The following is a 20,377-nucleotide window of genomic DNA, read 5'->3' as shown; positions in this document are numbered from 1 at the left end:
CGGTCATCGCTTCGTCCTCCTTGCGGGGACGGCGTGGAAGTCGCCGGGGGTGAGACGGCCGAAGACCGTCATCAGGGCGGCGACCAGGCCGGTCCAGCCGGTCTGGTGGGCCGCGCCGATGCCGGCGCCGTTGTCGCCGTGGAAGTACTCGTGGAAGGAGAGCAGGTCCCGCCAGTACGGGTCGTCCTGGAATGTGCGCTGCCCACCGTAGACGGGCCGACGCCCGTCCTCGTCGCGCAGGAAGAGCCGGGCGAGCCGGTCGGAGATCTCCCGGGCCACCTCGAACAGCGTCATCCGGGTGCCGGAGCCCGTCGGGCACTCGACGGTGAACTCGTCGCCGTAGAAGCCGTACAGGTTGAGCAGAGCCCGGACGACGAGCACGTTGACGGGGAACCAGACGGGTCCGCGCCAGTTGGAGTTGCCGCCGAACATGCCGGTGTCCGACTCGGCGGGGAGATAGCCGACTCGGTACTCCTCGCCGTGCACCCAGAAGGTGTAAGGGTGTTCGGCGTGGTGGCGGGAGAGGGACCTGATGCCGTACGGGCTGAGGAACTCGTCCTCGGACAGCAGATGGCCCAGCACCCTGAGCAGCTTCTTCTCGTCGACGACGGACAGCAGGCGTGGCCCGCCCGCCGTGCCGGCCTGCGCCGAGGCGAGCGTCACGGAGAGCGAGGGGTGCCGGCTCGCGAAGCGGCGCAGCCGCTCCCCCAGGCCCGCGATCTTCGCCAGCTGCTCCGGGCGGAACACGGTGGCCGCGCACAGCGGGAGCAGGCCGACCAGGGAGCGCACCTTCAGCCGTACGGCCTGTCCGTCGGGCAGGCGCAGCACGTCGTAGTAGAACCCGTCCTCCTCGTCCCACAGTTCGTCACCGAGGTCGCCGACGCGGTCCATGGAGGCGGCGATCCACAGGTAGTGCTCGACGAACTTCAGGACGAGTTCCTCGTAGGCGGGGTTGTGCTCGACGAGTTCGACGGCGATCTGGAGCATGGACTGGCAGTACAGGGCCATCCAGGCGGTGCCGTCGGCCTGTTCGAGGCTGCCGCCGGTGGGCAGCGGGGCGCTGCGGTCGAAGACGCCGATGTTGTCGAGGCCGAGGAAGCCGCCCTGGAAGACGTTGCGGCCGCTGGGGTCCTTGCGATTGACCCACCAGGTGAAGTTGGTCAGGAGCTTCTGGAAGGCGCGTTCGAGGAAGGCGTGGTCGGCGTGGCCGGTGATGCGCTCCTCGACCGTGTAGACGAAGTAGGCGGCCCAGGCGTGCACCGGCGGGTTGACGTCCGCGAAGTTCCATTCGTACGCCGGGATCTGGCCGTTGGGGTGCAGGTACGAGTCCTGCAGGAGGAGTTCGAGCTGCTCCTTGGCGAAGCGGATGTCGACGACCGACAGAGCCACGGTGTGGAAGGCCAGGTCCCAGGCGGCGAACCAGGGGTACTCCCACTTGTCCGGCATGGAGACGATGTCGTCGCTGACCATGTGGAACCACTCGCGGTTGCGTATGCCGTGGCGCGGCAGGCTCCAGGGGTCCATGCCGTGTTCGCCGAGCCAGGTCTCCAGGTCGAAGCAGTAGTACTGCTTGGTCCAGAGCATCCCGGCGAGCGCCTGCCGCATGACCCGGGCCTCGTCCTCACCGGCGCCCTCGGGGGTCAGCTCCGCGTAGAAGGCGTCGGTTTCGGCGATCCGGTTCTTGAACACGGTGTCGAAGCCGCGGGACAGCGTGCGCGAGGAGCCCGAGGGCGCGAGGCGCAGGCGCACGGTCCCGGCGCCGCCCGGGGGGACCGTGAGGACGTAGTGCGCGGCGGCCTTGGTGCCCGTCTGTTGAGGGTTCACGGCGTTGTCGTCGCCGTCGACGACGTACCTGCCGATGCCGTCCTTGACGTACGGGGAGGCGTTGGGCACGCCGAAGAGCCGCTCGTTGTTCGTCTCGTTCTCGGTGAACAGCAGCGGCACCTGGGCATCGAACCGGCAGTCGTAGCTGCCGAGTCCGGGGTGTTCGGCACGGATGACGGCCGTGCCTCCCGGGCCGCCGACGGCGCTCATCCGCGGCTTCTCTTCGCCTGCGGACCAGGACCAGGTGTTGCGGAACCACAGGGTGGGCAACACGTGCAGGGTCGCCTCGTCGGGGCCACGGTTGGCGACGGTGATACGGGCCAGCACGTCGTCGGCCGCCGCCTTGGCGTACTCCACGGTCACGTCGAAGTAGCGGTCGCCGTCGAAGATGCCGGTGTCGAGGAGTTCGTACTCCAGGTCCTGCCGTGTCCGGTCCCGGTTGACGGCCACGAGATCGGTGTACGGGAACTCCGCCTGCGGGTACTTGTACAGGTACTTCAGGTACGAGTGACTGGGAGTGCTGTCGAGGTAGAAGTAGTACTCCTTGACGTCTTCGCCGTGGTTGCCCTCACTGTTGGTGAGTCCGAAGGCACGTTCCTTCAGGATCGGGTCGCGGCCGTTCCACAGGGCGAGCGCCAGGCACAGCCGCTGCTTCTCGTCGCAGAGGCCGCCAAGGCCGTCCTCGCCCCAGCGGTAGGCGCGGGAGCGCGCGTGGTCGTGGGGGAAGTACGACCACGCGTCACCCCCGTCGCTGTAGTCCTCGCGGACCGTGCCCCACTGACGCTCGCTCAGATACGGTCCCCACAGTCGCCACCGACCGCTTTCGTCGCCGGTCGCACCGATCCGTTCACCGCTCGTCCGCGCGCTCATCCGCTTCCTCCCTGCCCCGAGGCATGTCAGGCGGCGCCAGCCTGTTCGGGGCCGCTGTCGGGCGCCTCACCTGCTGGGGGTGAGGCGCCGGCGCGCGCGAGGAGCGTGACGGCGAGTTCGTACGCCGCCAGGACGACGCCCGCGACGAGCAGGCCCGTCCAGGAGGACAGCAGGAGCGCGACGAGCGCGGCGATCGCGATCCCGGTGACGCGCAGGACGTCGGCGTGGTCCCGAATCCACGGCCGTACCGTGTTCCCCTGGGAGAGGCGCCGGCCGCTGTTCGCGGCGAACCGGCCGGTGGCCCGGGCGCCCTGGGCGCCGTAGTGGCGCAGGCCCACGGGCAGCCGGCCCGGACCGATGAGCCAGGCGAGCAGGGCGATGGCGACACCCAGCCACAGGAGCTGGTCGCCGCGCTCGCGCAGGGTGGTGAACACCGTCCACAGAGCCGCTCGTACGCCGTCGCGGTAGACGCCTTCCGGGATCTGGCCGAGGATCTGGTCCCGCACGGCGCGCAGCACGCTCGCCAGCACCGTCACGAAGACGACGAGCCACAGCCCGAACTGGAGCACGGTCCGGCGGCGGTTCGGGGAGACCCACACAGCCAGGGACAGCAGCACGACGGTGCCGATCAGCAGGCCGACCAGGGCGTGTTTGAACAGGACGACGGCGTCCTGGAGCCGGCCGAGCTCCTGGCGATCGTAGAGCCGTATCTGCGCGAAGTCCTCGGGGAGCGTGACGCCCAGGGCCTTCTCGACCCGGTCGCGCAGCCCCGGCGGGACCTCTCCGGACGACAGGGTGGGCAGGTCCAGCTCTTTGCCGAACAGCGTGGGCAGGCGCTCCTCCAGGGCGACCAGCAGGTTGTTGACCATCGGCAGCAGGTTCAGCGTGACCCGGTCGCCCTCGACGCGGACGTTCTCGTCGCGGTTCTCCAGCACGTCGATGATCCGCCCGTGCGCGGACTCGTTGGTCGCCCGCCACAGGTCCTGGAACTGCTCCGTCCTGATCAGCTTCGACACCATGTCCTTCATGTAGTCGTGCACCGCGCCGGTGACCGGTGCGGCGAGGAAGGACGCCCGGTCGGGCAGCGCCTCGGACAACCGCTGCTCGACGTCGAGCCGGTCGAAGATCTGGTCCGTCAGATAGGTGGAGACGGCCGCGTTCACGGCCGGGTTCTCCGGCAGCGGCCCCACGGTCGCGGTCCAGCGGTCGGTCTTCAGGGCCGTCCGCGCACCCCACACGCCGATGACCGAGGTCACCGTCAGCAGCGCGACGAGCGCGACGAGCACCGCGGCGACGACACCGCGGGCGGCCTGCAGCCTGGCCCGGCGCCGCTTCTCACCGGCGATACGGCCCCGCAGCTCGTCGACCTCGGCGCGCAGCCGGCGTACTTCGCTGTCGTCGGGGGCGCGGGCCGACGCTTCCTCCTGTGCCGCCTCGTCCTGGTCCATGGGCATCGCACCTCCGCCCCCACCGTTGCTCCGGGGGCCTGTCCCGCCCTCACCTGCGGCGGGTGACGCGCGCCGGTGCGGGGCGCGGCTGGATGGAGTGCCATGACGTCGAAGGGAGCGGCCATGTCCGGGATCGGGCCGGTACAACTGCTGATGGTCGAGTTCGGGCCCGACGCGAAGTTCGAAGGAAGGATCGTCGACGAGCTCGCGGTGCTGGAGTCCACCGGTCAGATCCGGGTGCTCGACCTGCTCTTCGTGCTCAAGGAGCCGGGGGGCGACCTCGTGACCGCCGACTACCAGGCGGAGGGCATGGGCGCGACCGTGGCCGCACTGCTCGGTATCCCGAGCGACACGCTGCGGGAGGCCGAGGCGACGTTCCCCTCGCTGTCCGAGGGGAACGCCTTCGGTCTCACCCTGGAGGAGATCCGCGACCTCGCGCAGCAGACGGACCCGGGTACCGCGGCGGGATGCGTGCTGCTGGAGCACCGGTGGGCCAAGCGCCTGCGGGAGGCGATCCGAGACGCCGGCGGCGTGCCCGTGGCGGAGGGCTTCCTCACGGAGGAGGTCCTGGAGTCCGTGGCCGCGGAGCTCTCCGCCGCTGTGGCGCGGCTCGACGAAGCCGAGGAACAAAGCCATCGAGGCCGGACGTCCGGCCGCAAGACCAGGAGGTCCTGATGACCGATCTCGTCGTACTCGGCTTCTCCGACAGGGAGAAGGCCGAAGCGGTGCTGCGCCTGTCGCAGCAGCTGTCCAGGCAGGAGCTGCTGGACCTGGAGGACGCCGCGCTCGCCTGGCGCACCCAGGACGGCAAGATCCATGTGAAGCAGTCGTTCAGCCCCACCGGGGCGGGTGCGGCCGGCGGCGCGCTCTGGGGGTCGCTGTTCGGGCTGATCTTCCTGATGCCGGTGTTCGGTGCCGCTGTGGGCGCGGCCACCGGCGCGGTCGCGGGGAAACTCACGGACGTCGGCATCAACGACGCGTTCATCAAGGAGATCGCGGGCACGCTGGAGCCGGGCCGGGCCGCGGTGTTCGCCCTCGTACGGCGTTCCACCCCCGACCGGGTGCGGGATGCGCTGCGCCCGTTCGACCCCACCGTGCTGCGCACGTCGCTGACCAAGGACCGGGAGGAGGAGCTGATCGCGGCCCTCCACTGATCATCCGGCATTGAACAAAAGTCACCCGGGTGAGATGAGGCACACGCCATGCGCCTCCCTCAGGGCCGGGGCCACACTCGTCTGACGTGCACCAGCCGGCTTCGAGACGAGGTGGCGCGATGGACGAGTGGACGCAGCGGCGGTTGTCGGACGCCGGCACCGCGTCCCCGCCGGCCGCCCCGCCCATCAGGGTCGGCGTGCCTCCCCTGCCACCATGGCTCGTGCCCCGGCCCCGCCTGACGAGCCGCATCTCCCGCGGTGTCCTGCGACCGCTGACCGTGGTCGTGGGGCCCGTGGGAGCGGGCAAGTCGGCGGTCGCCGTGGAGTGGGCGCACACCGGGTGCGCACCTGGTCCGGTGGCCTGGGTCACCTGCGACGGCACGGAGGAACAGCCGGAGGTGTTCTGGTCCCGGGTACGGGCGGCCCTGCGCGAGGCAGGCGTGGACCTGCCCCTGTCGGATTCCCCCGGGTCGGTCCCCTTCGCCGCTGAGCCCGCGGACGGTATCGCCGCCCGGGCGCCCGCGTCCGAGTGGCCCCGTCAGGTCGCCGCGCTCACCACCGCCCTGGCCGGCCGCGAAGAACCCGTCGTCCTGGTACTGGACGACTTCCAGCCGGAGAGCGGCTCGCCGGTGGCCCAGGGGGTCGCCGGGCTGCTCCGGCACACGTCGTTCGTACTGCGCCTGATCGTGCTCTCCCGCCGGGACCCGCCCCTGCATCTGCACCGCCACCGGCTGGCCGGGGAGTTCACCGAACTGCGCACCGCGGACCTCGCCTTCAGCGACCGGGAGACGGCCACGCTGCTGGCCCAGCACGGCATCGAGATGCGCCAGCAGCTGGTCACCGCGCTGCGTGAACGGGCCGACGGCTGGGCGGCGGGCCTGCGTCTGGCCGCCATGTCGATGGAGGAGCACCCCCACCCGGAGAAGTTCGTCACGCAGTTCACGGGCGACGACGAGGCCGTCGTCAGCTATCTCGTCGAGGAGATCCTGGACGGTCAGGACCCGGTGACGCGCCGACTCCTGCTCAGGACCAGCATCCTGGACCATCTCAACGTGGAGTTGGCCGTCGATCTCGCGGGCGAGGACGCGGCGGACCGCTTCCCTGCCCTCGTCCGGCAGAACTCGTTCTTCCAGTCGGCCGGGAACGGCTGGTACCGCTGCCACCGGATGTTCGCCGACGTGCTGCGGGTACGGCTGCGGCACGAGGCGCCCGGGACGGTCCCGGGCCTCCACGGGCGGGCCGCCGCGTGGCTGGGTGAGCACGGACTGGTCGCGGAGGCGGTCCGGCACGCACTGCTCGCGGGCGACTGGGACCACGTCTGTCGTCTCGTTGTGCATCATCTGGCCATCGGCCAGGTCCTCGGCCTCACCAGCACCCGGCTGCCGGGCGAACTCGGGCGCCTGACACCCACCGACCTCCTCGAGACCGGCTCGCAGCCGTACGGCCCCGAACGCGCCCTGGTCGCCGCGGCGGCCTCCCTGCATCGCGGTGAGGAACCCGCGAGCGCACAGGCGCTCGACCTCGCCGACCGGCTGATCGGGGAACTCCCCGGTCAAGAGGCCGACCGGATCGCGCGCTGCCGGCTCTGCGCCGCGGTCGTGCGCATGGCGAAGGACCGGTGCCGTGATCCACGGGCCACGCGAGCGGCCACCGTGGACGGCGAGCGGCTCTTCGCCCAGGTGCCGCGCGCCCTGCTGGTGGAACACCCCGAGCTGAGAGCGCTCCAGCTCTCCCTCCGCGGTCGCGCCGAACTGCGCGAGGGCAGTCTCAAAGCGGCCGAAGCCTCCCTGACTGCCGGTCTGAAGGCCGCTGGTGCCGCTGGGGCCGCCGGCGCGGCCGAGAACAGTGTGCTGCGCCGGGGCTGCCTGGCCGAGCTGGCCCTCCTCGAGACGGTGCGCGGGCGCTCCCGGGCCGCGAACGAGTTCGCCGGGCAGGCCCAGCGGCCACCGCTGCCGGCCTCGATGCCCGAGGACCCGTCGCTGGCCGCACTGCACCTCGTCCGGGCGTGGAGTTGCCTGAATCGGCGTGAGCCGGGCCGGGCTCGCGGTGAAGTGGCCCGGACGTACGCCGCGTTGCACTCGGTGCCCGACCCCTTCGTGGCCGGGATGGCCTCGCTCGTGGCCAGGCTCGTCACCGTGGTGGAGAGCGGCGCACCGCCGCCGCCCCGGTCCGTGGACGCCCTCGTCGACACCGCCGACTGGCTGCCCGAGGGGCTCCGCCGGTCGGTCCGCCAGGCGTGCGCCGCCTCGGTCGACGCGTTCCGGGACCGTGCGGTCCCGCTGCAACGCACCGGGGCCCCCGCCGAGGTGACGGGCTGCCGGGAGGGCGACGACCGGCCGCGCCCGCCCGTCGAGGCCCTCAGCCCGCGGGAGCACGACGTGTTGCAGCGGCTGGCGCAGCTGATGACGACGGAGGAGATCGCAGCGGAGCTCTACCTGTCCGCGAACACGGTCAAGACGCATCTGAAGAGCGTCTACCGGAAGCTCGCCGTCACACGGCGGTCAGCCGCGGTACGGCGAGCTCGCGAACTCGAGCTGCTGTGACCCTCGTTCAGGCTCGTCGGCTTCAGAGGAGCCGTAGTTCCCTCGCCCGTTCCAGCGCCTCGGTACGCGAAGAGGCACCGAGTTTCCGGTACAGCGCCCGCGCGTGGCTCTTCACCGTGTTGAACGAGATGAAGAGATCCGAGCCGATCTGCCGCAGCGGCACGTCGTCCTGCAACCGAACCAAGACCATGCGTTCACGCTCCGTCAGAGAAGCGGTCGGTGTCACAGCATCCGGGCGCCCCCGACCGTCCCGAGCCAGGGCGGCCAGCACGGCCGACGCCTCGTCCACCAACACACCCGCGCTGCGCGGGTCGCCCACGGCGGCCGCGATGTCCACGAGCGTGTCGGCGACCCACATGAGGCATGCCGTCACCACCCTGTCCGCACCCGGCCCGTCTCCGCCGAGGGCACGCAACTGCCCGTGCAGCAGGGCCACTCGCCGAGGGTCCGCCGACCGGACGGCCCGTTGCGCTTGTCTCCCCTCGCTCCTCAGCACCGCAGGCATGTCCCTCACCTCCTCCGCGGTAGGCGGTACCTACCAACAGTGCAAGCAGGGCACAGGTATGGCAAAGACCGATACGGCCATTCCACCCGGCACTGGAGAATGTCGGTGAAGACTGTCTAGGCACGTCTACTGGAATCAGGGGTCGCCCGCTCCGCCACCGCGGGGCAGCCGCCGTACCTCGACGAGTTCCAGGCCGAGGGCCTGGATGCGGTCCAGAATCCCGTACAGGGCCGCCTGATCGAGCCCGGCGCCGTGCAGGATCGTCTCCGGCGGGTTGACCGTGACCGTCAGTTCGGCGAAAGCCGTCCGAAGGGCTTCACCGACACGGCCCTTGATCCGGATCTCGAAGTCACCACCGGCGGCGCGTGCCTCACCCCGCTCGGGTCCCGGCTGTTCGTCTGCCGTTCCCATGGGAGGTCACCTCCGCTGCCGCGGTTCGGGGTATCCCACCATTCTCCTCATCGACGGGTCCCCGGAGTCATCCGTCCGGGGTGAACCCCGGCCGCGACCGCCGCACCATGCTCGTGTCTTCCCGGAGGAGATGCCCGACATGGCGGAGCAGACATCGGCACAACAGCCCCAGCACGGCGACACCGCAGCCGCAGATCAGGCCGGTGATGGTCGGCGGGATCGTGTTCGCCGTGTGCATGTTGTTCCTCGTCGGCCTGTACCAGGTGGTCGTCGGCACGGCCGTGATCATGGACGACGACTTCTACGACGACGTGCCCGACTACCCCTACGACTACGACGTCAGCTTCTGGGGCCGGACCCATCTCATCGCCGGCGTCGTCGTCCTGGCGGCGGCCTTCACCCTGTTCAACGGGAAGACATGGGCACGGACCGTCGGGATCGCCGTAGCGGGACTGAGCGCGATCCAGAACTTCTTCTTCTCGCCGTACTACCCCTTGTGGTCGGTGATCATCATCGCCCTCGACGTCCTGATCATCTGGTCGCCGGCCACCTATGGCCACCCCGGGCCCACGAGGTTCACGGAGCACCGATGCAGGGCTGTTCAGCTCTTCGACGCCCGGTGCCGGGGACGGGGACGGGACGGGGACGAAGGCAGGCTCAACCGGACGATCTCGCGCCAGTCGAGCCGGGGACGGGACGGGCGCATCCCCGGGCGCCGACGCGGCACCAGCACCCGCAGCGCCCGTGGCCGCACCTCACAGCGCACGGGCACGCGCATCGTCAGCGCCTCGCCGTCGACGCCGACCGGGATCTCGGGCCGGTCGGCGCCGACGACCACCTGCGTCGCCGTCGCCCGGGTCAGCCCGGCGGCACGTCGTCCGCGCAGCAGGCCGACGGCCTGCACGGCGTTGGCGACCTCGACGCCCACCGCGCCCAGTTCTCCTCCGTCCAGACGCGACCGGCGTCCGAGACCCGCGATGTCCCCGGTCCCGTAGGGGTTGTTGCTGACCAGCAGGGCCTGCGGACCGATGAAGGCCGTGTCTCCCGCCTGGGCGGTGAGCCGGGCCCCCTGGTGGCCCAGAAGCAGGTCCGGGAGCAGTTCCAGGGTGGTGCGGGTCTTGCCGTCCCGGTACGCCGGGCTCTGCACGACCTCGGCATAGGCGCCGAACGACACGTTGTTGACGAAGGGGCGACCGCCCGCGCGACCGAGGTCGACCCGGATCTCGACCCCGTCCCGGAGCGCGTCCAGGGCCTTGGCGGGATCGTCGCGGTCCAGGCCCAGATCGAGAGCGAAGTGATTGCGGGTACCGGCCGGGATCACCAGGAAGGGCAGGCCGAACGCGGCGGCGACCTCGGCGACCAGCGCCTGGGTGCCGTCCCCGCCGGCGACGCCGAGCAGGTCGGCGCCCTCCGCCGCGGCCTTGCGCGCCACTTCGGCCACATCGGTCTCACCGGGCCCCTCCAGGAGCCGCACCTGGGCGCCCAGGGCCTCGGCCTTCGCCACCAGCCCGAAGCGCTCCACCTTTCCGCCGCCCGAGCGCGGGTTCATGATGAGCACTGCCTGTCGGACCGTCGGTGCCGGCCGCTCGGCCATGGGGACGGGCGCACCGGCGAGCCAGAGGGCGCGCTGCCCGGTGCCGGCCGCGAACACCCACAGCGCCCCGGCCAGTGCGACGACCCAGGCCAGATGCGCGCTGGTGTACTCCACCACCATCCACACCGGTGCGGCCACAGCGAGAAGGAGGGCGAGCATTCGCGAAACCCTGCGCCGGGTGAGAGCCCACCAGACGGCCGCGGCGGTGACCGCCGTGCCGAGAATTCCCGCAGCCGCCAGGGCGAAGGTCCGCAGTCCCGCGAAGACGGCCAGGACGATCACCGACGCCGTGGCAGCCGCCAGCGAAGCGCGTGCCAGCCTGCGCTGCTGCCGCGTGGAGGGGTCCATGGCACCACCTTCGGGCCCGCTCCACCGGACCACATCACCCCCCGCAGGCGACCCGGGCGGCGGGACCGGTCCCGCCGCCCGTCCGGGGCTGTGCTTCACACGGCCCGGGAGCCGGTCCGAAGGCCGGCCGGGCCACCACTGGTAGCGCCGACACAGTGAGGTCGCCGGACCGGAACCAGGCACTCCCCTCTCCCCCCTGAGGAGCGGGCGGCTCGCGGCCGGGCGGCCTGCTCGGCCGCACCACGGGACAGCCACGCGGGGTTCACCGGGTTCTGACCGAGGCGGTCCGCGGCGGCCGGGGCACGGCGGACCCGGCCTGAGGCGAGGCGAAGATCCGCCGGACCGGGGCCGGGTCGCCCCGACCACCACCCGCTCCCCCCTCTCACTCCGTAGGCGGCGCGACCCCCAAATACCGCCCGATCCGTTCGTCGTGGGCCAGTACCTGCCCCACCGCAACCCCCACCACCACCGTCGCGAAGAACAGGATCAGCCAGGACAACAGGGTGAAGACCGAACCGAGCGGCCCGTAGCGCTCGACGCTCAGCCGCAGGGAACGCGGCAGCCACAGCTCGGAGGCGCTGGAGAAGACGACGACCCCCAGGCCGGTGAGCAGCGCGCCGGGCAGCAGCGGCAGCCAGCCCACCCGTCCGGCCAGCAGCAGGTGCTGCGTCCACCACCACAGCAGACACGCGCCCGTCAGCTGGAGCGGCACCCCGAGCACGGGTCCCGCCCCGAAGCCGTCGCGCGTCAGGCCCTGGAACATCAGCGCCCCGACCCAGACCACGAGCCATGCGCCCCAGCGCCAGGCGACGCTGCGCAGCCCGGAGCGGGGCAGATGCCAGGAGCGCTCGCACAGCCGTTGCAGCGCCCGGCTGAAGGCGGTGGCGGACACGAGCGCCATGAGCACCCCGAGCAGGCCCCAGCTCTCCCGCATCTGGCCGCCGCCCGCATACACCTCGTCGACCTGCCCGAGGACCGGCCCCCCGGCGCCGAGCAGCAGACGCAGCGTTCTGCGGAGTTCGTCGCGCACGAAGGCGGGCGAGAAGGAGGCGATCGCGAACAGCATGGGCAGTGCGGTCAGGAAGGCCTGCGCCGCGAGCCGCGTCGCCATGTCCAGGACGCCCACGACCACCAGTTGGCGGCCGACACGGCCCGCCAGGGGGCGGGTGAGATCCACGAACGAGGTCATCGCGCCCCCTCCGGCCCCGGCATCTCGTCGGTCCGTCACTCTCGGCCGGGTCGGGCCTCCCGGCTTCGCCCCCGACGGGTGAGGCGCGGCCCCGCCGACACTCTCCCGCCCGGCATCGCCTACGGTGCGGGGAGGAGCGAGGACGGACGAGGAGAGCGACGGCCATGACGCACAAGGCGCTGATCACGGGCATCGGCGGCAGAGAACCGAAGATCGACACCGATGCCTTCGTGGCCCCCAACGCGTCGGTGATCGGGGACGTGACGCTCGCGGCAGGGGCGAGCGTCTGGTACGGCGCGGTCGTCCGCGGTGACGTCGAGAGCATCTCCGTCGGCGCGCGGAGCAACATCCAGGACAACTGCACCCTGCACGCCGACCCCGGGTTCCCGGTGCGCATCGGCGAGCGGGTGTCGGTGGGGCACAACGCGGTGGTGCACGGGGCGACGGTCGGCGACGACTGCCTGATCGGGATGGGCGCGACGGTCCTGAACGGCGCGGTGATCGGCGAGGGTTCGCTGGTGGCCGCGCAGGCGCTGGTGCCGCAGGGGATGCAGGTGCCGCCGGGGTCGCTGGTGGCGGGCGTACCCGCGAAGGTCCGCCGTGAGCTGACGGAGGAGGAACGTGAGGGGGTCACCCTGAACGGGACGCTGTACGCGGACCTCGCCAAGGCCCACAGCGAGGTGCACGGGACGCCGTGAACCTCAGTCGGCGGCCGGGACGACCTCGGGCTCGGCCGCCTCGTGCGCGGCCGTCGCCTTCTTCGCCTTCCGCTTCAGCACCAGCATCGAGGTGAGCCCGATCAGCACGGCCGCCAGCAGCCCCAGCCACGAGAACCGCTTCAGCCACGACTCCGCGACGACACCCACGTAGTAGATGACGGCCGTCGTACCGCCCGCCCAGATGATCCCGCCCAGCACGTTGGCGATCAGGAACTTCCAGTACGGCATCCGCAGCACACCCGCCAGCGGCCCCGCGAAGATCCGCAGCAGGGCGACGAAGCGGCCGAAGAAGACGGCCCACATGCCCCACTTCTCGAAGGACCGCTCGGCCGTCGCGATGTGCCCCTCGCTGAAGTGCCGGGGGAACTTCTTCCCGAGCCAGGCCAGCAGCGGCCGTCCGCCCTTGCGCCCGATCGCGTACCCGATCGAGTCGCCGATGACCGCGCCCGCGCTGGCGCAGGCGCCGAGGACGACGGGGTTGATGTCGCCGTGCTGGGAGGCGAGCAGCGCGGAGGAGACGAGGATGATCTCGCCCGGCAGCGGGATGCCCAGGCTCTCCAGCCCGATGACCAGGCCCACCAGCAGGTAGATGCTGACCGCGGGTACGGTCTCGAGCCATTCCTGGACGTGCACCGCCGGTTCCTCCCCAGTCCTGTGATCCGGGCGTCCGCTCGCTCGAACGGACGCCCCGGAAAGCCTACCCGTTGAGTGGGACGGCGACCGAGCCGCGGAGGTTGCACACGGCCCCGGTAGACCGTCCGCGAGCGGTCGGCCGCTACCCGATCACCCGCACCCGCGTCCGCAGCCGCAGGTCCCCCGCCGACGCCCCGACCCATACGTCCCGGCGCCCGGTCCCGAGCACCCAGTCATGGCGCTCGGGGTCCCAGGAGGACAGGGTGCGGACGGCGACGCGCACGGTGATCCGCCTGTGCTCCCCCGGCCGCAGGGCGAGCCGGCGGTAGCCGGCCAGCACCCGGACGGCCTGGTCGAGTCGCAGGTGCGGGGAGGGTCCCAGGTACACCTGCGGCACGGCGATCCCCTCCCGGAGGCCGGTGTTGCGGACGGTGAAGCGCACCGAGAGGCCGCGCCCGGTGGCGTCCGCGGTCAGGTCCTCGTAGGCGAAGGCCGTGTACGACAGCCCGTGCCCGAAGGGGAACAGCGGCCGCACGCCCTCGGCGTCGTACCAGCGGTAGCCGATGTGGATGCCTTCCGAGTACTCCTCGGTGCCGTCCACGCCCGGATAGCGGCGCGGGTCCCCGGCGACCGGGTGGTGGTCGTCGTCGGCCGGGAACGACTGGGTGAGCCGGCCGCCGGGGTCGGTGTCGCCGAACAGCACGGCGGCGGTGGCGGCCGCGCCCTCCTGGCCCGAGTAGTACATCTGGAGCACGGCTCCTGTCCGCTCCAGCCAGGGCATCGAGGTGGCGGACGAGGTGTTCAGGACCACGGTCGTGCGCGGGTTGGCCGCCGTGACGGCCTCGATGAGCCGCTGCTGGTGGCCGGGGAGGGCGATCGTGGTGCGGTCCTGACCCTCGGTGGCGTCCTCGTGGGCGAACAGCACGACCTGGTGGGCCCCCTTCGCCGCCGCCACCGCCTCGGCGACGTCCGCGTCCCGGGTGGCCCCGGTGATCCGGCGCAACCGGAAGGTCTGCCCGCTGTCGCCGCCCCGCGCGGTGATCCGCACCGTGTGCGCGCCCTCGGCCAGTCGGACCGTCCTGCGGCGCACGACCAGTCCGTCGGGGGCGGCGGAGACGAGGCCGCCCGCGGAGTACTCGGCCCAGCCGGGCTGCACCGGGAAGAGGTCCTCGCCGTCGAGGAGCACCGTGGGGCGGGACGGCGGCGTGCCGGTGCAGTGGAGGACGAGGGTCCACTCGTCGGCGTCGGCGAGGGTGAGGGTCCCGTCGTACGTCCATTCCTCACCGGCCGCGACCTGGTGGCCCTCGCTGTCGAGAGCGGGGCTGAAGGCGGCGGCGGGGATCGCCTTGCCGTACAGGTCCTCGCCGAGTGCGTACGTCACGTCCGCCGCCGCGCGTGCCTCGATGGCGTCGAGGGGGCTGTCGGCGTGGTCGGGCACGACATGGGCGCTGCCGCCGCCGCTGACGAAGGGCAGGGCGCCGGTCGGGCCGATGACGGCGACGGTGCCGTCGGACAGGGGCAGGGTGCCGTGCTCGTTGCGCAGCAGGGTGGCGCCCGCCTTGGCGACCTCCAGGGCGACGGCCGCGCCCGCCTCCGGGTCGCGTTCGGGGCGGGCCGGTGCGGTGCCGTCGAGGAGGCCGAAGCGGTCCATGACCGACAGGACCCGGCGCACGGACCGGTCGACGTGGTGTTCGGGCACGCTGCGGTTCTCGACGGCCGTCTTCAGGGCCGTGCCGAAGTAGGTGTCGTCCGGCATCTCCATGTCGAGGCCCGCGGCGAGGGCCGTGCGGGTGCTGTGGGCGGCGGACCAGTCGGTCATCACCCAGCCGTCGAAACCCCAGCGTTCGCGCAGAATGCCGGTGAGGAGCGTGCTGCTCTCGCACGCGTGGACGCCGTTGACCTTGTTGTACGCCCCCATCACCGCGCCGGTGCCGACCTCGACGGCCGCCTCGAAACCGCGCAGTTCGACCTCGTGGAGGGTCTGTTCGTCGACGCGCACGTCGATCGACATGCGGTCCTTCTCCTGGTTGTTCAGCGCGTAGTGCTTGACGGTCGCGACGAGCCCCTCGACCTGGATGCCCTCGATCTCGGCCGCGACCAGGTCGGCGGTGAGCAGCGGGTCCTCGCTGAAGGTCTCGAAGTTGCGGCCCGCGTAGGGCGTGCGGATCAGGTTGGCCATCGGCGACAGCAGGACGTCCTGCCCCAGGGCCCGGCCCTCGTGACCGATGACACGGCCGTAGCGGCGGGCCAGCTCCGGGTCGAAGGCGGACGCGAGCAGCACGGGAGCGGGCAGGGCGGTGGCCTGCTTGGCGACGCGCACACCGGCGGGGCCGTCGGCGAGTCGCAGCGCGGGGATGCCGAGACGTGCGACGCCCGGGACATAGCCCGCCTGACCGAGGGAGGCGGGGTCGGTCGCGCCGTGCAAGAGGCTGATCTTCTCGTCGAGGGTGAGCCGGGCGAGGATGCCTTCGACGCGGGGGCCCGCGCCGCGGTCGGGTCTGTCCAGGGCGTGGGCGGGGGGTGTGAGTCCGCCGGTGGCCGCCGCGGCGACGGTGATCGCACCGCCCAGCAGACGCAGGGCGGATCGCCGGGAGACGGTGTCGGTCATGAGCCGTCACTCCTTCGGTGTGCGGGCACGACGATGTGCACGCACTATGCGACAGACCGGACTTGACACTCAGTCAGAAACGCCCTGGGCGCGGCGGAAAAACGGAACCGGGAGCGAGGAGTGCGGGGCCGCCCCGGCGGGACGGCCCCGTTGCCGCTCAGCGGACGACGGATGCGGGGGCGGCGGCGACGGCTGCGGGCTTGTCGGACACCGCGGCGGGCAGATCGACCGCCACTGGACGGGCCGGGTCGGCCGAGGCCGGGAGATCCGTGTCGGACGAAGCCGGGAGATCCGGCGCGGGCGAGGGGTCATCGTGGTGGCCGACCTGGGCCACTCGCGGCGCGTACTGCTCCGGGGGCTGCTCGTCGGGCCGGCCCTCCTCCCCGGCGGAGGCTGACGGCGCGGGGAGGGTGGGGAACCGCCCTCCCTCCTCGCCCGGCTCCCCCGGCTTCGCAGACTCCGCCTTCTCCTCCGGTTCCGCCGTCCCGCCGCCCTCCTGTCGCGTCCCGCTCTTCGTCCGCGACTCTCCCGTACCCGCGGAATCCACCGTCTCCAGCACCCACCCCTGCTGCTCGGAGCCGTCCCGGTCCACCACCACGACACGCCTGTCCTTGCCGGGCGCCAGGGCGAGGTCCTTGTGCCAGCGCAGCAGGATCTCGCCACGGGCCGTGAGGTCGTACTGCACCTCTCCGGCATGCACCAGGCAGCCGGCCAGGACCACCGGCCCCTCGCCGGGTTCGGAGGCGAGGCAGAGCGTGGGGTCGGCGAGGCTGCGCAGCAGGCCGTCGTCCTGGTACGACCACTGCTGCGAGGCGGCCGTCGAGCAGGCCGCGAGGACCGCGGCGACACCGTCCGCGGCGGTGTTCCCGTGCAGGTCGAGGCAGAGCCCGGCGCGCAGGCTGCGGAGCCTGCCCTGCCCGGTCTGCACGGGGTCGGTCGCCGAGGCGGCCGACGGGGAGCTCGCGGGGGCCGGCCGGACCGAGGGGGTGGTGTCGTGGCCGCTGGGGGCGCCCCAGGTGACGGTCGGCTCGGGGACACCGTTGTCACTGGACCAGCCGCGGGCGGCGAGCACGGTCACGAGCAGGGCGAGGGAGGCCAGACCGACCACGGCGACCGCCTTCGCTTGCCGCCGCGGGGCGATGCGTCGGCGGGCCGGTGCGGGGCGGTGCCGGCCCCCGCGCGCACGGGGGCCCGGTGACTGGACGGAACCGCCGCGGCCGGGGCGGGAGTCGAGGTAGCGCCGGGCGCCCCAGCCGAGCACGGCCTCGGCGAGCAGGGTCTCCAGGCCGCCGTCGAAATGGCTCAGTTGCTCGGCGGCGTGCCGGCAGTAGCGGCACGCCATCAGATGCTGATGGACATCCGGCAGAAGGGCGCCGCCACGGCGGATGGGGACGTCGAGGAGGCGGTTGTGGAAGCGGCATTCCTTGCCCGGCGCGAGTTCCCGGTGGGCCCGGACGCAGCCCTGCCGGAATTGTTCGCGGGCCTGTGCCAGCGCGTCCGCCGCACGGCCGATGTCCACGCCCAGCAGACCGGCCGGTACGGATATGGGCTCGGCCTCGACCTCGATGTGCCACAACAGGCATTGGGAGGCTCCGGGAAGGGACTGGAATGCGCGCTCGGCGAGTCGGCGCCTTTCGGCAGTGACCCCGCGCGCCGCCCGCAGACCGCGCCCTCCGGTCGGTTTGCCCAATTCCGGCAGAGCGGCGGAAATACGGTCCTCGGCGGCCCAGTCCTTCACCGTCTCCCGCACGGCGGCGAGAAGTTGCGGACGTACGGCACCGCCGTTCGCGCGGCCGAGCATCCGGTGGAACGCCGCGGCGGCCACGAGCTCGGCCGACCGGGAAGACGAGGCCAGGCAGATGACCGCGTAGTCATATGTCGCCCGCCAATGCCGGGCCAGCAGCAGGGCGACCGCGCGGGCGCCGCCGTCGGCGCCGCCCAATTGCGCGACGAGATTACGGTCGGACTCTCCGGGGCTCACTCCCGGCCGCGGCGGGTAGGGGGGTCGTGGGGGGTAAGGGGATTGCACGGAACCATTTCCTTCCAAGCCGCGGACGCGCGGGGAAACACGTACGTCGGAAAAGCAGGTGCGTGATTGGTGCATACCTATGCCGCGCCAGATACTGGGCGGTCACCAGGGGGCGCTCACTTTCGCACATTCGAATCACAGGGAACAAGAAGTTCGAGTGACCGAAGTTCAAAACACCGAGCATTCAGATAAGTTACCGGCGGTATCCGCGCCCGCATTCGATATCACGAACCGAGAGGTGCCAAGTTGTGTGCGGGCGAGGGTGGTTGGCGCACGAAATCTTCAACCTTCGCACCGGGCCATGCCGTCCCCCGCCGTCCCCGCCGAACGCACAGGCCGCTCCCATGCTGCTCCCGGGAAGCTCTCATCCCCGTCGGCCAGCATGAGCGGCATGACCGCCCCCCACCACACGTCCGCATCCCCCGCCGCGCCCGCCCCGGCCCGCACCGTGCGCAAGGCGGTCGTACCGGCCGCCGGGCTCGGCACCCGCTTCCTGCCCGCCACGAAGGCGACACCCAAGGAGATGCTGCCGGTCGTCGACAAGCCGGCCATCCAGTACGTCGTCGAGGAGGCGGCCGCCGCCGGTCTCGACGACGTGCTGATGATCACCGGCCGGCACAAGCGGGCCATCGAGGACCACTTCGACCACGCCTTCGAGCTGGAGCAGGCGCTCGCCGCCAAGGGCGACACGGTCCGCCTCGACGCCGTTCGCGACCCGGCACGGCTCGCGAACATCCACCACATCCGGCAGGGCGAACCTCTCGGCCTCGGCCACGCGGTGCTGTGCGCCCGCCGCCACGTCGGCGACCAGCCCTTCGCCGTGCTCCTCGGCGACGACCTCATCGACCCCCGCGAAACCCTGCTCAGCCGGATGCTCCAGGTCCGCGACCGCCACGACGGCACGGTCGTGGCCCTGATGGAAGTCCCGCCGGAGCAGATCCACCTCTACGGCTGCGCGGCCGTCGCGCCCGCCGCGGAGGAAGGGGTCGTCCGCGTCACCGGCCTGGTGGAGAAGCCGTCGCGGCAGGATGCGCCGAGCACCTACGCGGTCATCGGGCGCTATGTTCTCGACCCCGCGGTCTTCGGCATCCTGGAGCGCATCCCGCCGGGCCGCGGCGGCGAGATCCAGCTGACCGACGCCCTCCAGGAACTCGCCGCCGGCGGCACGGTGCACGGGGTCGTCTTCGACGGGCTGCGCTACGACACCGGCGACAAGGCGGACTATCTGCGCACGGTGGTCCGGCTGGCCTGCGACCGCCCGGATCTGGGCCCCGAATTCCTGGCCTGGCTCAAGGAGTTCGTGGCGACGGCCGAGGGAGACACGGCCGACCGGCACCCGCTCGCGGCCTGACCGGATCACGCACGACCGCAGCGACCGTCAGCCGTTGGGACGCAGTGTCCACAGAACGGTCATCTCGCCGGTCACCGCCCCGTCGCCGCGCCGGATCTCGATCGACACGGGAAACTCGGGGCGCTGCCCCGCGTCCAGCTCGGCGACGACCTCGGCGGCGGGCCGCCCGAGGGTCGCGGTGGCGGTCACGGCGCCCATCGCCAGCTTCTTGTAGGCGATCTCGGCACTGACGGCGAGCGGCACGGCGCGCGAGAGCTGGTCCCCGAACGCGGCCAGCACGATCGCGCCGCTGGCGGACTCACCGAGCGTGAACATCGCCCCGGCGTGCGGCCCGCCCACGTGGTTGTGGAAGTCGCTCCGGTCCGGCAGGGCGACCACGGCCTTCTCCGGCGTGGTCTCCAGGAACTCGAGGTTCAGGGTCCGGGCCATGGGCACCGTGGCGGCAAGCATCTCGCCGATGGACATCTGGTCTGCGCTCATGCCGGGCATGTTACCCACGAGTAGCCACCACTGACCAGAGCCGCGTGGTGATCGTCGTATCCATGCGTTCCGGCTGCTGGTATCCCGGCTGCCGGTAGGGGTTCGCGTGGTGCTGCGGATCGGTGTCGTCCCCCGGCCGGCGCTCTCCTGCCCCCATGCGCGTTCACGAACTCCGCCGGCGGCTTCACCTCCTGGTCGGTCGTCGGCGCCAAGGGCGTGGAGGACGAGGTTCCGCAGGCCACGGCCGAGAAGATCCCGAGCACGGTACGGGTGTTCACACCGACGGACTCCTGACCGGGACCGTTCCACTTGTTACGTCTCTTGCTACGTCCCTGACAAGGGTCGGTGACCGAACCGATGCACAGGCGCCACTAAGGTGGCCTCCCATGTGGCCAGGACAGCAGCCGCCCGGGGGCGAGCAGAACCCGCAGGACCAGAACAACCCCTACCAGCAGCCGGGGTACCAGCAACCCAACCCGTACCAGCAGCCCGGCTATCAGCAGCCCAACCCCTACGCACAGCAGCCGCCGCAGCCGCCGACGCAGTGGGACACGCCGGGCCTTCCGCAACCCGCGCAGGGCGGCGGCGGGGGCGGCGGCAACCGCACGAAGGTGACCGCGATCGTCGCGGCCCTCGCGGTCGTCGTGGCCGCCGGCGTCACCGGGTTCCTG

16 protein-coding genes and 1 pseudogene are annotated in these 20,377 nt (G+C 71.9%); 6 read left to right on the top strand and 11 right to left on the bottom strand.

Features of this window, described 5'->3' with window-relative positions; genetic code table 11:
- Positions 1–3: 3 nt before the first annotated feature.
- A complete protein-coding gene (locus DI272_RS41615; RefSeq protein WP_109500325.1) occupies positions 4–2,694 on the bottom strand; it encodes a glucosidase in 2,691 nt (896 codons plus the stop codon).
- 26 nt (positions 2,695–2,720) lie between these two features.
- Positions 2,721–4,142 carry a hypothetical protein gene (locus tag DI272_RS41610; protein WP_181387476.1) on the bottom strand — a complete coding sequence of 474 codons (1,422 nt, stop codon included), beginning with the start codon at positions 4,140–4,142 and terminating at the stop codon, positions 2,721–2,723.
- 102 nt (positions 4,143–4,244) lie between these two features.
- Here DI272_RS41610 and DI272_RS41605 point away from each other — a divergent pair, with 102 nt between their 5' ends.
- The 3 genes from DI272_RS41605 (at position 4,245) to DI272_RS41595 (ending at position 7,839) form a co-directional block, all read left to right on the top strand.
- Complete coding sequence (locus tag DI272_RS41605; protein WP_258314826.1) at positions 4,245–4,817, top strand: DUF1269 domain-containing protein; 573 nt, start codon at positions 4,245–4,247, stop codon at positions 4,815–4,817.
- Entirely contained in the window at positions 4,817–5,296 is a 480-nt protein-coding gene (locus DI272_RS41600; protein ID WP_109500324.1) for a DUF1269 domain-containing protein, read from the top strand. The genes DI272_RS41605 and DI272_RS41600 overlap by 1 nt, the downstream gene beginning before the upstream one ends.
- A gap of 119 nt (positions 5,297–5,415) precedes the next feature.
- On the top strand, positions 5,416–7,839 hold the full coding sequence (locus tag DI272_RS41595) for a LuxR C-terminal-related transcriptional regulator (RefSeq protein WP_109500323.1): 2,424 nt from the start codon (positions 5,416–5,418) through the stop codon (positions 7,837–7,839).
- Between the two features lie 22 nt (positions 7,840–7,861).
- On the opposite strand, the gene DI272_RS41590 is transcribed toward DI272_RS41595, so the two are convergent.
- From DI272_RS41590 to DI272_RS41565, 5 genes are all read right to left on the bottom strand, one after another.
- Positions 7,862–8,275: a LuxR C-terminal-related transcriptional regulator gene (locus DI272_RS41590; RefSeq protein WP_181387475.1), complete on the bottom strand. Its 414-nt coding sequence runs from the start codon at positions 8,273–8,275 to the stop codon at positions 7,862–7,864.
- Between the two features lie 204 nt (positions 8,276–8,479).
- Complete coding sequence (locus DI272_RS41585) at positions 8,480–8,755, bottom strand: hypothetical protein (RefSeq protein ID WP_109500321.1); 276 nt, start codon at positions 8,753–8,755, stop codon at positions 8,480–8,482.
- A gap of 67 nt (positions 8,756–8,822) precedes the next feature.
- The gene (locus tag DI272_RS41580) at positions 8,823–9,032 is read right to left on the bottom strand and encodes a hypothetical protein (protein ID WP_146238425.1); all 210 of its coding nucleotides are present in this window, start codon (positions 9,030–9,032) and stop codon (positions 8,823–8,825) included.
- A 324-nt stretch (positions 9,033–9,356) separates the two neighbouring features.
- Positions 9,357–10,697 (bottom strand): diacylglycerol kinase family protein, encoded by a 1,341-nt coding sequence (locus DI272_RS41570; RefSeq protein WP_109500319.1) that lies wholly within the window; start codon positions 10,695–10,697, stop codon positions 9,357–9,359.
- Positions 10,698–11,079: 382 nt separating this feature from the next.
- Positions 11,080–11,886, bottom strand: coding sequence for a YhjD/YihY/BrkB family envelope integrity protein (locus DI272_RS41565; protein ID WP_109500318.1), 807 nt, complete (start codon positions 11,884–11,886; stop codon positions 11,080–11,082).
- A 164-nt stretch (positions 11,887–12,050) separates the two neighbouring features.
- On the opposite strand from DI272_RS41565, the gene DI272_RS41560 reads away from it, so the two are divergent.
- Positions 12,051–12,584 (top strand): gamma carbonic anhydrase family protein, encoded by a 534-nt coding sequence (locus DI272_RS41560; protein ID WP_109500317.1) that lies wholly within the window; start codon positions 12,051–12,053, stop codon positions 12,582–12,584.
- A gap of 3 nt (positions 12,585–12,587) precedes the next feature.
- On the opposite strand, the gene DI272_RS41555 is transcribed toward DI272_RS41560, so the two are convergent.
- The 3 genes from DI272_RS41555 to DI272_RS41545 form a co-directional block, all read right to left on the bottom strand.
- Positions 12,588–13,238, bottom strand: a complete 651-nt coding sequence (locus DI272_RS41555) for a DedA family protein (RefSeq protein ID WP_109500316.1) — start codon at positions 13,236–13,238, stop codon at positions 12,588–12,590.
- Positions 13,239–13,380: 142 nt separating this feature from the next.
- A complete protein-coding gene (locus DI272_RS41550; protein ID WP_109500315.1) occupies positions 13,381–15,846 on the bottom strand; it encodes a beta-glucosidase in 2,466 nt (821 codons plus the stop codon).
- Positions 15,847–16,003: 157 nt separating this feature from the next.
- On the bottom strand, positions 16,004–17,875 hold the full coding sequence (locus DI272_RS41545) for a ricin-type beta-trefoil lectin domain protein (RefSeq protein WP_258314825.1): 1,872 nt from the start codon (positions 17,873–17,875) through the stop codon (positions 16,004–16,006).
- Positions 17,876–18,266: 391 nt separating this feature from the next.
- Between DI272_RS41545 and galU the strand changes: the two genes are divergently transcribed.
- Entirely contained in the window at positions 18,267–19,226 is a 960-nt protein-coding gene (gene galU / locus DI272_RS41540) for a UTP--glucose-1-phosphate uridylyltransferase GalU (RefSeq protein ID WP_258314824.1), read from the top strand.
- A gap of 27 nt (positions 19,227–19,253) precedes the next feature.
- Here the strand turns inward: galU and DI272_RS41535 are convergent, their stop codons facing one another.
- Positions 19,254–19,691, bottom strand: a complete 438-nt coding sequence (locus tag DI272_RS41535; RefSeq protein WP_109500312.1) for a DUF4442 domain-containing protein — start codon at positions 19,689–19,691, stop codon at positions 19,254–19,256.
- Positions 19,692–20,092: 401 nt separating this feature from the next.
- On the opposite strand from DI272_RS41535, the pseudogene DI272_RS45785 reads away from it, so the two are divergent.
- Positions 20,093–20,377 (top strand): annotated as a pseudogene (locus DI272_RS45785) (hypothetical protein); the annotation flags it as partial.

This window comes from Streptomyces sp. Act143 (genome assembly GCF_003143935.1).
In the GTDB taxonomy this organism is placed as follows: Bacteria; Actinomycetota; Actinomycetes; order Streptomycetales; family Streptomycetaceae; genus Streptomyces.
The sequence above is the reverse complement of the archived record's forward strand: the minus strand, read 5'-3'. Positions and strand labels throughout refer to the sequence as shown.